General features: G+C 41.8%; 12 protein-coding genes. 8 read left to right on the top strand and 4 right to left on the bottom strand.

The window, feature by feature from the left end; all coding sequences use genetic code 11:
• Positions 1–93 precede the first annotated feature (93 nt).
• Both HUJ22_RS01315 and HUJ22_RS01310 read left to right on the top strand, forming a co-directional pair.
• Positions 94–807 (top strand): SGNH/GDSL hydrolase family protein, encoded by a 714-nt coding sequence (locus tag HUJ22_RS01315; protein ID WP_290872589.1) that lies wholly within the window; start codon positions 94–96, stop codon positions 805–807.
• Between the two features lie 101 nt (positions 808–908).
• On the top strand, positions 909–1,667 hold the full coding sequence (locus HUJ22_RS01310) for an SIMPL domain-containing protein (protein WP_290872586.1): 759 nt from the start codon (positions 909–911) through the stop codon (positions 1,665–1,667).
• 164 nt (positions 1,668–1,831) lie between these two features.
• Here HUJ22_RS01310 and HUJ22_RS01305 read toward each other — a convergent pair whose 3' ends face one another.
• Positions 1,832–2,728, bottom strand: a complete 897-nt coding sequence (locus HUJ22_RS01305; RefSeq protein ID WP_290872583.1) for a PIG-L family deacetylase — start codon at positions 2,726–2,728, stop codon at positions 1,832–1,834.
• Positions 2,729–2,992: 264 nt separating this feature from the next.
• Here HUJ22_RS01305 and HUJ22_RS01300 point away from each other — a divergent pair, with 264 nt between their 5' ends.
• Both HUJ22_RS01300 and HUJ22_RS01295 read left to right on the top strand, forming a co-directional pair.
• Entirely contained in the window at positions 2,993–3,469 is a 477-nt protein-coding gene (locus HUJ22_RS01300; RefSeq protein WP_290872580.1) for a nuclear transport factor 2 family protein, read from the top strand.
• A 114-nt stretch (positions 3,470–3,583) separates the two neighbouring features.
• The gene (locus tag HUJ22_RS01295; RefSeq protein ID WP_290872577.1) at positions 3,584–4,780 is read left to right on the top strand and encodes a hypothetical protein; all 1,197 of its coding nucleotides are present in this window, start codon (positions 3,584–3,586) and stop codon (positions 4,778–4,780) included.
• A gap of 12 nt (positions 4,781–4,792) precedes the next feature.
• On the opposite strand, the gene HUJ22_RS01290 is transcribed toward HUJ22_RS01295, so the two are convergent.
• Together HUJ22_RS01290 and HUJ22_RS01285 are read right to left on the bottom strand one after the other, a co-directional pair.
• A complete protein-coding gene (locus tag HUJ22_RS01290) occupies positions 4,793–5,161 on the bottom strand; it encodes a hypothetical protein (RefSeq protein ID WP_290872575.1) in 369 nt (122 codons plus the stop codon).
• A 147-nt stretch (positions 5,162–5,308) separates the two neighbouring features.
• Positions 5,309–5,920: an arylesterase gene (locus tag HUJ22_RS01285; RefSeq protein WP_290872571.1), complete on the bottom strand. Its 612-nt coding sequence runs from the start codon at positions 5,918–5,920 to the stop codon at positions 5,309–5,311.
• 173 nt (positions 5,921–6,093) lie between these two features.
• Here HUJ22_RS01285 and HUJ22_RS01280 point away from each other — a divergent pair, with 173 nt between their 5' ends.
• From HUJ22_RS01280 to corA, 4 genes are all read left to right on the top strand, one after another.
• Complete coding sequence (locus HUJ22_RS01280) at positions 6,094–6,810, top strand: ABC transporter ATP-binding protein (RefSeq protein ID WP_290872568.1); 717 nt, start codon at positions 6,094–6,096, stop codon at positions 6,808–6,810.
• Positions 6,811–6,813: 3 nt separating this feature from the next.
• Positions 6,814–9,366 (top strand): FtsX-like permease family protein, encoded by a 2,553-nt coding sequence (locus HUJ22_RS01275; protein ID WP_290872564.1) that lies wholly within the window; start codon positions 6,814–6,816, stop codon positions 9,364–9,366.
• Between the two features lie 81 nt (positions 9,367–9,447).
• Positions 9,448–10,125: an OmpA family protein gene (locus HUJ22_RS01270; protein WP_290872560.1), complete on the top strand. Its 678-nt coding sequence runs from the start codon at positions 9,448–9,450 to the stop codon at positions 10,123–10,125.
• Between the two features lie 124 nt (positions 10,126–10,249).
• Positions 10,250–11,347: a magnesium/cobalt transporter CorA gene (gene corA, locus HUJ22_RS01265; RefSeq protein WP_290872557.1), complete on the top strand. Its 1,098-nt coding sequence runs from the start codon at positions 10,250–10,252 to the stop codon at positions 11,345–11,347.
• A gap of 84 nt (positions 11,348–11,431) precedes the next feature.
• On the opposite strand, the gene HUJ22_RS01260 is transcribed toward corA, so the two are convergent.
• The gene (locus tag HUJ22_RS01260) at positions 11,432–12,970 is read right to left on the bottom strand and encodes an outer membrane protein transport protein (RefSeq protein WP_290872554.1); all 1,539 of its coding nucleotides are present in this window, start codon (positions 12,968–12,970) and stop codon (positions 11,432–11,434) included.
• Positions 12,971–12,996 lie beyond the last annotated feature (26 nt).

Raw genomic sequence — 12,996 nt, 5'->3', positions numbered from 1 at the left:
ATGCAAGCGCTTCCAATACTTTTTATTTCTGCATCATTCCTTACCATGTAGTATTCTTACAATATATTATTATTCCAAAAAAACCCGCTTAGAATGAAACTATTGAACCATTCCACTCTTCTCCTCATTCAAATAACCGTTCTATTTTTCTTTTCTGCAAACTGCAGCTCAGAAATTAAGCCTCCTGATTTATCCGAAAATGAGCCTGTAACTTACCTGGCACTCGGTGATTCATATACCATTGGAACCGGAATTGATACTACTGAAAGCTGGCCCATACAACTTTCTGAAGCACTGCAAGACAAAGGTTTATCCGTAAAAGAAACTAAAATAATTGCTACCAATGGGTGGACAACCACCGACCTGAAAAGTGGGATCGCTGAAACTGCTCCTGACAGTTCATTTGATCTGGTCTCCCTTTTGATTGGGGTGAACAACCAATATCAAGGATTGGATATTGAACTTTACCGAACCGAATTCCGGGAACTTCTTGATCAATCCATTGCTTTTGCCCGGGGTGATACTTCTCAAGTATTTGTGGTTTCTATTCCTAATTACGGGGTCACCCCTTTTGGGCAGTACCGGAATCCGGAGGTTGTTGGGGAAGAAATTGCCTTTTATAATAAAATTGCCAAAAACATCAGTAATGAATACGGAATATCTTTTGTGAATATTACTCCTATATCGGAAGAAGCGGAAGATGATGATTCTCTGCTTGCTTCTGATCAACTCCACCCTTCTGCAAAAATGTATGCCATGTGGATTGAGGAGATGTTGCCGACCGTAATTAAAATTATTCAGGAATAATGACGTAATTCATACTTGGCAATATTTTGATCTACCGGAGAGTTGATAGAAGGCCGGTATCTCAGGCAGCCGAATTTTTAAATCAGATCAAGGAAAAAACTATGCAGACATTCAAAAAATCAAAACAGAATATGGTATCAACCGGTAAACGAATTCAAAAAATCACCCTTGCGGCTTCCCTGATGTTTTTCGGGATAAGTTGTCAGTCTCTTGCTCAGCAACAGGTTTCAGAGCGTACAATCACGATTAATATGAGTGCTTCACAACTGCTTCCGGCCGACCTGATCATCTTTAATGTTACAATAAATGCCGAGGCGGAAAGTCCTCAGGAGGCATTTGAAATCCATAAAAAGCGAGAAACCTTATTGGCCGAGTTGCTCAAAGAATTTGATATTGAAGAGGAAGATATTGATTACCAGCCCATCCGCATGAATAAGCGGCAGCAAAACAATCGCTATAATGCAAATGCCGAAAACTCTTACACCACAATCACAAATCAATCTGTCAGCATTACTTTTAGCGACTTTTCTATTTATGAAGACATACAGGTGACCTTGATCGAAAATGACTTTGACTCCTTTAACGGGAAGTTTTCATCTACCAAAATTACCGAAGGAAAGGAAAAAGCCCTTATAAAAGCCATAGAATCTGCAAAGGAAAAGGCTGAGCTTATTGCTAAAACTTCAGGGGTAACATTAGGGCCGGTTTCAAGTATCAATTTTTCCGATCATGAAATAGGCGTGCCGTTCCGGTCTGATGGCATGGAAATGATGGCAATGTCTCGTGATGCCTCCATGATGGATTTTTCTCAAATGGTTTCGGTTACCGCTAATGTGAACATCAGCTACTTTATCGAGTGATGTTGATCTATTTCGGTCGGACGGCTCAAAGGCCGTCCGACCGATTGTTGCATTTAAGCACTGAAGCTTTACCATCCATCAGACGGGGTATCCGTCAGATGGATTCTCTGAATTGGTTATTCGTTAATCGGTTTCTTACCAATAACGAATAACCATTAACCAATTCACGGCTCAACGACATTTACGACCTCAAAAAACTCAGCGGTTTTCCCCAGTCCTTCTTCCCCATTCAATGCATTGTACCAGTATTGCTCAATGATGCCCGTATCATTTTGCATCAACAGCTGCATGGTACCCTGCGACTTATGCTCCGCAATTACCCAATTCGCAATGATGTTATAATTCAGACGGTCATTGGCTCCAAAGGTTTGATTGCGGTCAAATTCAAACACTTTCCCATCCATCACTTTAGTATCGGGATAGCCTTCCAGTTGAGTGAATGAAACACCAGGATCATCGGCACCTCTACGTACAAATGCCTGTAAGGCTATTGGACGATTTTCTTTGGGGAGCTCCTTCATTGCCCTCAACGCCAATACGGCAGAGGCTTTGTGGTGACCGTGAAATTCATCAAAAGGCAGCATCAGGAATAGAAAATCATATTCCCCTTTTTCCATGATTTCCACCAGCCGCTCATGCACCCAGTCGTTATTCCACTTTCCGAGAGTTTCTTCCACATCTTCCGTATAATAAAAATCCGGCTGATCAAAAAAGAAATAATTCCGAATCCCCACTATGTCTCCGCCGGCCATCAATTCTTTTTTTCGAATTCCCGGAAGATACTGCCGACCCACTTCTTCCTTATCCAGTTCCAGTCCATACACATAATTCCCAAGTGTTGAATAAGTGTAGCCGCCCTCGCCGTTGGTCATAAGCGCCAGATCCACCACGCCGCCTAGTAGTTTGGTGGTTTTAAAAATAGTAGCTGAAAACAGGGCGTCATCATCGGGATGCGCTGTAACCAAAAGTACTTTGGGTTGATAATTGAGAAGAGAATCCTGGGCAATTACCAGTGAAGATGAGAGCAAGAATAGGGAAAGAAGTATAGTTTTTTTCATCATTGACATGATTGAATAGTTATTTAGCATAAGATATGCCTAAAAGGTAGGGTTGATTTGGGAGATTGGAAAGGTTGAAGGGTGTTATTTACTAAGGCAATGAAGAAGTCCCCTTTAAAAAAGTTCAGACTGGATTTTGAGGATGAAAGATATATTTTTACGGGAGATGAAATATTCATCAATAATATGTTATACAGCCAAAGGAGTTGCATTTAGTCTCCTTTTTACCTTGCTTCTCTAATATAATCTTTAATCAATCCATCAATTATGAAAAAGAACTGGACTTACACAGGATTAGTGGGATTACTGTTGTTGTTTATGGGATGTGCTGAAGTAAATTTCGATAAGGAAGAAGAAACACAAAAACTGATGCAACTAAGCCGTGAATGGTCTGAAGTAGCATCCACAGGAAATATCGATAGTTTAATGACTTATTGGGCCGATGATGCAGTAATGATGCCACCTGATCAGCCACCGCTCAGAGGGAAAGAAGCCATTCGCTCATTTATTGAAGCCAGCGGTCAAGTTCCAGGTTTTGAAGTTAGTTGGGAACCCCTCAGCGCTCACATATCAAACGATGGCAGCATGGCATATTTGATAGAAAAAAATCAAATGGCATTTAACGATTCTTTAGGAAGCCGGGTAGTCGAAAATAATAAAGTGGTAACGGTGTGGCGGAAGAATGAGGATGGTAGCTGGAAGAATGTCATTGACATGTGGAATAGTGATCCTTCACAGAAGTAGTATTTTGGCTGCATAACCAGCGCTTAAACGGACTGCACCTCGCCTTCGGTTATCTATACAAAAGAGACCCTTACAATGAGTTTTAAATGTTTTCTTACTCCTATCTTTAAACCTATGCATGTATATAAAATATTACCGCTTTTAGGTTTAATCCTGTTGATGGGTTGTACCTCCACCCAAACCGAGCCCGACCAGCGATGGTATAAAGGTAATCTCCACACCCATTCCTATTGGAGTGACGGGGATGAATTTCCGGAAGTCATCATGGATTGGTATAAATCACACGGGTACCAGTTTGTGGCATTATCTGACCATAACACACTGGCGGAAGGCGAACAGTGGAAGCTTATTTCAGAAGACTCGGTGTATCAGGCAGCTTTCCGGAATTACCTGGAAGAATATGGCTCCGATTGGGTGGTGTATGATGAAACACCGGAAGGAATTCGCGTAAAACTGAAAACCTTTGAAGAATACAAAACGCTGTTTGAGGAAGAGGAAGAATTTCTGGTCATTCAGTCCGAGGAAATATCAGACAGTTTTGAAGGGAAGCCGCTGCACATGAACGTCACGAATGTGCAATCGAAAATTGAGCCACAGGGAGGCAACAGCCTGGTGGATGTGCTTCAGCGAAACATCGATAAGATCTTGCAACAGCGTGAAGAAACCGGCAAGCCCATCATCCCGCATATCAACCATCCGAATTTCTATTACGCAATAACAGTTGAACAAATGGCTGCCCTTGAAGGCGAGCGGTTTTTCGAGGTGTATAATGGCCATCACATGGTTCAAAATTCCGGGGATGAAGAACATGTTTCTACTGAAGAAATGTGGGACCTGATCAACATTGCTTACCTGGAAGCCGGCAAACCCCTTATTTACGGGTTAGCTACGGATGACTCCCACAACTATCATCACCATGGCGAGGAATTCAGCAATGCCGGCCGCGGTTGGATTATGGTCAGGACCGATTCATTAAGCCCTGCATCTATCATCACCGCGATGGAAGCCGGAGATTTTTATTCAAGCACGGGCGTAACCCTTTCTAAGCTGAGTCATGAAAATAACCTACTTTCCATTGAAGTGGATGCCGAGCCGGATGTCACCTACTCCATTTCTTTTATCGGAGCACGGGAAGGAGAAGCGGCTCCTGAAGTTTTTGAAACCGTTGAAAATACATCTGCCAGCTTTGAGGTTACCAAAGACATGCAATTTGTAAGAGCTAAAATTACTTCCTCAAAACTCCATCCCAACCCTATTGAAGATATTATTTACGAAATGGCCTGGACACAGCCTGTGATACCTTCCTATTAAGTTGCCTTTATTTCAATATCTCCCCAAAACTTTCAGGTTTACATCATTGACATCCTTATAGATGGCAGGAAATTCGTTGACAGAACTTGAGTAGGGAAAGTCTCCCCTTGTGGGGGATAAATCAGTCAGCTGTTCCTGTCCCGATTTTTTCGGGATGAGGGGTGTTGGAGCCAGAGACACTACCTCTTGATGCAATGCCGAATCAAAGTCATTGGGGAAATGGAGATCGTTAAAAGCAATATTGCCCATGGCACCACCGACCCTCCTCTTTATCTCCTCCCGGGAGGAGAAACCCTTTAGTGATATCCGGGGCACCAAAAATCGTCCATTACCGAGCAGTCGGGAGTCGTTCCGCCAAAGGCGTGCCTTCGGCAGATCCATCGCATTTCAATTCAACAGTGCCCCTGTCACAAACACCCTCCGCCAGACTTCGCATCCACTCAGTCCGGCACCACCCTCAAGGGAGGACTTCACACAGAAGTAACAATGATTCGACCAGAACTATTTTTGGGAACGAGATCAAAACTGTCACTTCAACATCCCTTTCAATACCTCCCACACCGTCTCTGCAATCACTTTATGTCCCTCAGGGGTGGGATGCAACCCGTCACCTTGCATCAACTCTTCATTTCCCCCAATCTTGTCCATAATCGTTGGAATTAACGGCAGATTATTTTCCTCCGCCAATTCAGGGTAGATGGTTTTAAATTGGCGGGTGTAATCCTGTCCCAAATTAGGCGGGACCTGCATTCCGGCAAGAATAATTTTAGCCTCCGGGTTCTTAGCCTCCACCTTGTCTATAATTTGCTGAAGATTTTCTTTCGTTGAATTTAAGTCAATGCCCCGAAGCCCATCGTTGCCACCCAGTTCCAAAATCATAATATCAATATTGCGCTGCAGAACCCAATCGATACGGCGCAAGCCCCCGGCAGAAGTTTCGCCACTCGAACCACCGTTAATAACTTCATAATTCAGCCCAAGAGAATCTATCTTCTTCTGAATCAATGCCGGAAAAGCCTGGTTTTGATCAACTCCCATTCCGGCGGTTATACTATCCCCAAAAAAAAGAATGGTTTTACTCTCCTGGGCTTGCAACGAACATGTGATAAATAATGAAAAAATGAATAACAGTGATTTCATAAAGAATTTAATTTTGACATCGTTTATTCGTTCCAACGCGGAGCGTGTGGAGCGAGGAAGAATTTTGGAATTTGGTAATTGGAATTAACCCTCCGTAATATTTCTCAACTTTTAAAGGAATGTTTCTGCAATAAACCGTTGTTTGTAGCGATATCATTCAAAATATCAGAAACGTGTCAAATATACTCGAAGTAAAACAGTTATATCGCGAATTTAAAAGCGGCTCAAAAATTTTAACCGTCGTTGACGACATTAACTTTTCCATTCAAGAAGGTATCTCCTGTGCCATTGTTGGTCCATCAGGCAGTGGCAAAACCACCTTACTTGGCTTATGCGCCGGCCTGGATCGTCCGACTTCAGGTACCGTTTCCCTCAATGGGATCCCGCTTAATCCTCTTAATGAAGATGAACGGGCACATGTCAGGAATAAGCACGTGGGGTTTGTATTCCAAACATTTCAACTCGTTCCTACGCTTACCGCTCTTGAGAACGTAATGGTTCCGCTTGAATTGCGTGGAGATGCAACAAAAGAAGTTCGACTGCGTGCCGAGGAGCTATTGGAAAGCGTTGGACTTGGCGATCGAACCCATCACTACCCTACCCAGCTTTCAGGCGGTGAGCAACAGCGTGTAGCCGTTGCAAGAGCATTCATTAACCAGCCTAAGATTCTTTTTGCAGATGAACCTACCGGAAATCTTGATACTGAAACCGGAGAGCATATTGAAGATCTGATTTTTGATTTAAATGAGAAACAAGGCACTACCCTTGTATTGGTAACACATGACCTGGAACTTGCAAAAAAATGTGACCGCATCATCAAATTGAAGAACGGCCGCGTGTTTGAAGACAGCTTCACCGAATCGGAACCGAAAAAAGCGGTTGAGCAATAGAATATGAAACAAAAAAAATCATTGCTCTGGACATTTAAAATGGCTTGGCGCGATTCGCGCTCAAACCGTTCCAAGCTGTTCCTGTTTATGGCTGCCATTATTGTCGGGGTAGCAGCACAGGTTGCCATTACTTCTTTCCGGGCTAATCTGAATACCAGTATCGAAAGTCAAGCCAAAGAACTGCTTGGTGCTGACCTGGAGGTAGATCGTAATGCCCCTTTTCAGCCTGAACTTCAGGAATTATTGGATTCTCTTGGAGGGGAAGTTTCTACCGCTTTGGAATTTAATTCCATGGCCTTCTTTCCCAAATCCGGAACTACACGTCTTTCTCAAATTTCAGCAATAGAAGGCCGTTTTCCGTTTTACGGTGATTTGATTACTGAACCTGCATCGGCTGCCCAAAATTTTCAGGAAAACGGTTCCGCTTTGGTGGATGAACCCGTAATGCGACTTTTTGACATTCAGCCGGGTGATTCTGTGAAAATTGGCTTAATCACTTATAAAATTGAGGGAGCCATCATTGAGATCCCCGGACAACCGGTGGCTGCCAGTTTTTTTGGCCCCAGGATTTTCATCCCAAAAGAAAATGTAGAAGAAACAGGTCTTCTTCAGCGCGGAAGCCGGTTGGAATATGTATCCTGGCATAAATTCCCAGATGGCACCGATATGGATGCCATCGAGGATCGATTGGATAAACTACGTGATGACCAAAGTATTCGTTTCGGCTTTGACACTGTTCGTGAACGTGAAGAAGAAGTAGGCGAGGCCATTTTATACCTATCCAATTTCCTCAACCTCATTGGTTTTATTGCACTGCTTTTGGGCGGAATAGGAGTCGCCAGTTCCATTTTCGTATATATCCGCCAGAAAATAAATACCGTTGCTGTGCTTCGTTGTGTAGGAGTGTCATCAAATCAGGCTTTACTGATTTATCTTATCCAGGCAGCAGCTATGGGTTTAACAGGCTCTGTAATTGGAGCCGTGCTGGGTTCCGGAATTCAGCTGTATCTGCCGGTCTTGGTTCAAGATTTTCTCCCCGTTGCCATTGATCTCTATATTTCCTGGGCGTCTATTGCCATCGGTATTGGAACCGGCCTGGTGATTTCGGTTCTCTTTGCGCTGTTTCCACTCCTTGCCGTACGAAAAATTTCACCGCTTTATTCCCTGCGAACTGTAGATATTAATTTAGCTCATCTTCTGACCTCAGGCACTAAAATAACCCTATCTGCCATACTTCTGGTTTTTGTGACTTCATATGCATGGCTAATGATAGGTGAATTCCTTCCTGCCCTTTATTTCACACTTGGATTGGTTGCCTGCCTTGTCCTTTTGTCCGGTTTTGCAAAACTGATTATGAAAGGATCCCGCAAATTTCTACGTGCCGGTTTTACCTATGAATGGCGCCAAGGACTGGCAAATTTATATCGGCCAAACAATCAAACTACAACCTTGCTGCTTACTTTTGGACTGGGAGTAACAATGATCAGCTCGCTTTACCTTATCCAGGATATGCTCCTGGATCAAATTGACTTTGGCGACCAACAGGATTTGCCTAATCTGGCGCTTTATGATATTCAGTACGATCAAAATGAAGGCGTAAATGAAATCATTCGTTCTAATGGTCATCAGATATTACAAAATGTACCCATCGTAACGATGCGTTTGCAGAAAATAAACGGTCAAAATACACAACAAGTGGATAGAGATACCACAAGGAATGCGCGGGGCTGGGCACTGAATCGTGAATACCGTTCTACTTATAGAGACTCTTTGCTTGCCACAGAAACCCTGGAATCAGGCGAATGGATAGGCAGCGCAAGCGATATGAATACTCCTGTTCCTATTTCTGTAGAACAAGATCAAATGGAAGATTTGGATGTTTCGCTTGGGGATACACTTACATGGGATGTACAGGGAATTCCAATTGATACCTATATAGCAAGCACGCGTACGGTAGAGTGGGACCAGCCCCAACCTAACTTTTTTGTAGTATTTCCAGACGGAGTACTCGAAAACGCACCACAATTTTTTGCAACCACTATCAACACGCAAAGCAGAGAAGCATCTCTGCTGCTTCAGCAAGAACTGGTTCAAAGCTATCCGAATGTTTCCGCCATTGATATCGGTCAGGTTCTGGAAACAGTACGATCATTTTTAGATAAAATAACATTTGTAATTCAGTTTATCGGCCTTTTCAGCATTATAACCGGTTTAATTGTATTAGCAGGTTCTGCCGCCACCAGTCGCTATCAACGCATCAGGGAAGCTGTTCTGTTACGGACACTCGGAGCCGCTAAAAAACAGGTTATTAAAATTCAGGTAATAGAATACGTACTGCTTGGAGTGATGGCTTCCATCACCGGGCTTATCCTTTCTTTAGGAGCCAGCACTCTTATCGGACAATTTTACTTTGATATCTCATTCGTGCCCAATTTCTTCATCATTGGTATGGAAATATTAATACTTACCGTTTTGGTGCTCATTATTGGACTCCTGAATACCCGAGGTGTACACAACAAACCACCTTTAGAAGTATTAAGAGCTGAAGTGGCCTAAATTTTCGAATAGAATTATTAGAAGGAACAATACGTTACATTGTATGTGTAAAAGAATAAACAACAAATATAATTCAACCATATGAAACCCCTAAGTTCAAAAATTTTAGTTACAGCAATAGTTTTATTATTACCCTTCACAGCTTGTCAAAACTGGAGCAAAACGGCTAAGGGAACAACAATTGGTGCAGGTGCCGGAGCATTAGCAGGATCCATTATTGGAAAAGCCGCCGGTAACACTGTAACCGGAGCTATTGTTGGGGCAGCCGTCGGGGGAGCTACCGGCGCAGCCATAGGTAATTACATGGATCGTCAGGCCCGGGAGCTGGAAGAAGACCTTGAGAATGCTACGGTTGAGCGTGTTGGTGAAGGTATCAAAATTACTTTTGATTCCGGTATCCTTTTTGATACTGAGTCATATGCCTTAAAAGATGCCTCAAAAGAGGATATAGCTAACCTTGCCGAAGTTCTTAAAAAATATGAAGACACCAATATTATGTTTGGTGGACATACCGACAGCCGTGGTACAGAGGAGTATAACCAGGAACTTTCTGAGAACAGAGCAAAATCAGTAGCTGAATACGCAGCATTTACAGGAGTAGATGCTGAGCGAATGACCATTGTAGGATATGGTGAAAATCAGCCTATAGCTACAAATGATACAGAAGCGGGAAGGCAGCAAAACCGACGTGTTGAAATTGCCATTTGGGCTAACGAAGAGTTAAAGAAAGCAGCAGAAGAAGGTCGTATTGGAAACTGATTAAATAATTTAGATACATTGATACTTTACGGCCTGCATATTTATTATGCGGGCCTTTTTTATTTCTATTTGTCAAAAAGTATTACGATCCTAACAGGAGTTAAAAATCATACCGATTTTATCCATGAAAAAAATTACTAAGAAAATTCCGCGTCCCTCCTTCCTGCAACATAAAAAGCGATCCAAAAAGCCGGGTGAAGCTCCCGGTACACTTCATTTTACCGGCGATCAGCGGGTGGATCAGGTCAATGTCAATTTATATGATTACGACAGTGAGCAAATAAGTGAACATGACCTTACTCACATAGATGCCAGTAAACCTTACCTGGATTCTCCTTCAAAAACATGGATAAATGTATCCGGCTTGCACAATGTTAACAAATTAAAAGAAATATGGAATTACTTTGAGCTTCACCCACTCATTCAAGAGGATATCATCAGTACCAATCAGCGTGCTAAAATTGAAGAGTATCCCAACCACATGTTTTTTGTATTGCGTATGATGGTGGTTAATGAAGCTACCGGGCAACTTAATGTTGAACAAGTTAGCATTGTATTATCCAAAAATTCTGTGTTGTCATTCCAGGAAAGTGATTACCCTATTTTTGAACCGGTTCTGCATCGGCTTCGGAACGGTGCACCAATGCTTCGAAGTCATGGACCCGATTACCTTGCATACGCCCTGATTGATACTATTGTAGATTATTACTTTAAAGTCTTAGAGCACTTTGGGGATGAAATAGAGGCTCTTGAAGATAAGATTCTGGAAGATTTTGATGAATCCATTCCTGAACAAATTCATGCCCTTCGCCGAAAACTTATTTATTTCAGGAAATCGGTTTGGCCTTTAAGAGATAGCCTCAATTCTTTAATCCGCGATGAGTCTCATCTTATTCAAGATGATAATAAAATCTACTACCGGGATGTCTATGATCATTTGGTTCAAATAAATGACGGAATTGAAAACTACCGGGATATGATAATAGGTATGTTAGACATGCACATGTCGCAAGTAAGTAACAGGATGAATGAAGTCATGAAAGTACTTACTATTATCGCCACCATTTTCATCCCGCTTACTTTTATTGCCGGGGTCTATGGAATGAATTTTGAAAAGATGCCTGAACTTCACTGGGACTGGGCATATCCGGCAGTTTGGGGAGTAATGATTTTAACAACTTTAGGCATGGTTGTCTATTTCAGGAAAAAGAAATGGCTTTGACAGGTATAAAAAAAGCCTCAATCACGGGGCCTTTTTTATACTAACTACGGAGTGTTATTTGATCTTTAACGGGAATAAAATCATTTAAAAAAGAAACCTTACACCTGCTAAAATCCTGGTATTTGTTATATCATGGGAAATAGTTTCTGCACGATTCTGACCTGTGTCGAAATCATAATAGCTATATGCTACCGAGCGATCGTCCCAAAATGAATATTGTCCGGTTAAGTCTAAAACAATATTTTTGGTAATATTTGCTGTAAGACCCCCTGAAAATACATTGCGGTCTGCTTCATATACTTCACTTTTCCCTTCAAAAAAGGCGTAACCTGCTTTTAATTTTATTAGGCCTGTAATCTGATAGCCTAAGCCTGCCTTATAGTTAACCACGGAGTTATAATTTTCTTTCATGAAACTGTCAAGTTCTTCCTCTTGGTCTCTTATTTCTACCTCGTCATTAAAATTGAGATCATTACCCTTAATCAAATCAAGGCTTAAGTTTGAATAGTTAATGAACTCTCCTGAAACAGAAAGATCGAAGCCACCGATATCAATTAGGGCAATACCTACATTTAATTGACCCGGCTTGTTGATGCGATATTCATAATCTACCTCGCTGGCAAAGTCTGATTCAAAAGGAGTAGATCCGTCGTCAAGTTCCGTCTTTATTGAAGAATAATATCCTTCTCTTACAACTAATGTAGACGGTATTTGATAGCTCAAGCCAACATTGAAGTTTTGGCTTACTTTATATAACAAACCCGTTCGTACAGTGAATCCAAATATATCTGCATCAATCTCATCATGAGTTAAAATGTTATCAATATCGGTACTGTCACCCGGGGTATCAGATGGGATGAAGTTATAGTTGTAATCATTTTGATCATCCACTTCCAGAAAATCTCGCCGATACGTATAATTCCCAGTTGTTAATCCGGCAGAAATCCCTAAAAATAAATTCTCTTGAAATTCGGTACCGAAAAAGGCTGAGTATTCTCCCATATTTATTTTATATGAGATATCAGCCTCCTGAGTAATCCCGGGGAAATTTGGCAGTCCAATCCGGAAGATAGATTCGAGATATGTTGAATCTACATCTCCCCAATCAATAGCGTAGGCATTAAAAGCGATATCATAGTAATCACTTGCAGGATCTTTAAACTGATCCGTAATGGTACTTTCATTATTCCTGGCACTCAGATGGGCTAAACCTTTTTGATTTGATGTACTGTTGTACCCTCCCCCTATCACAAAACTCCCTTGTTTAGTAGGCAGCTTATAGACAAAACCAATATTCCCCAAGCTTGTTGAATTATCTTCTGAAGACAGGGTGTTACCTAAATACGAATTTTCAAATTCATATCGATTATTTGCTAAACTAAAGCTAAAATAATTTTTTTCAATCAATCCGACGGTTGCCGGATTATCAACAAAACTGCCATAACCGTGAGCTGAGGCAACGGACGGAAACAAACCGGTTCCGGCATCACCGTTAAAGCTTTGTTCGCTAAACTGTAAAGCAAGATTCGAATAGTTAACCGGGTTATTGCCATCTTGGGCTAAAACAGCTCCTGAAGTTAGCAGAAAGGGTGCTAAGAGAAATAATACAGTCCTCTTCATCATTGTATCACCAAATAAATTGTTAGGGT

The sequence above is a fragment of the Gracilimonas sp. genome (genome assembly GCF_014762685.1).
Taxonomy (GTDB): Bacteria; Bacteroidota; Rhodothermia; order Balneolales; family Balneolaceae; genus Gracilimonas.
Note: the sequence above shows the minus strand (reverse complement) of the source record. Positions and strands in the feature narration are given on the sequence as shown.

Bases quoted from the DNA above. Each gene is read 5' to 3' on its own strand.
- HUJ22_RS01270 (WP_290872560.1), top strand. From the start codon at position 9,448: ATGAAACCCCTAAGTTCAAAAATTTTAGTTACAGCAATAGTTTTATTA.
- HUJ22_RS01315 (WP_290872589.1), top strand. From the start codon at position 94: ATGAAACTATTGAACCATTCCACTCTTCTCCTCATTCAAATAACCGTT.
- HUJ22_RS01290 (WP_290872575.1), bottom strand. From the start codon at position 5,161: ATGGATCTGCCGAAGGCACGCCTTTGGCGGAACGACTCCCGACTGCTC.
- HUJ22_RS01305 (WP_290872583.1), bottom strand. From the start codon at position 2,728: ATGATGAAAAAAACTATACTTCTTTCCCTATTCTTGCTCTCATCTTCA.
- HUJ22_RS01275 (WP_290872564.1), top strand. From the start codon at position 6,814: ATGAAACAAAAAAAATCATTGCTCTGGACATTTAAAATGGCTTGGCGC.
- HUJ22_RS01295 (WP_290872577.1), top strand. From the start codon at position 3,584: ATGCATGTATATAAAATATTACCGCTTTTAGGTTTAATCCTGTTGATG.
- HUJ22_RS01260 (WP_290872554.1), bottom strand. From the start codon at position 12,970: ATGATGAAGAGGACTGTATTATTTCTCTTAGCACCCTTTCTGCTAACT.
- HUJ22_RS01300 (WP_290872580.1), top strand. From the start codon at position 2,993: ATGAAAAAGAACTGGACTTACACAGGATTAGTGGGATTACTGTTGTTG.
- HUJ22_RS01285 (WP_290872571.1), bottom strand. From the start codon at position 5,920: ATGAAATCACTGTTATTCATTTTTTCATTATTTATCACATGTTCGTTG.
- HUJ22_RS01310 (WP_290872586.1), top strand. From the start codon at position 909: ATGCAGACATTCAAAAAATCAAAACAGAATATGGTATCAACCGGTAAA.
- corA (WP_290872557.1), top strand. From the start codon at position 10,250: ATGAAAAAAATTACTAAGAAAATTCCGCGTCCCTCCTTCCTGCAACAT.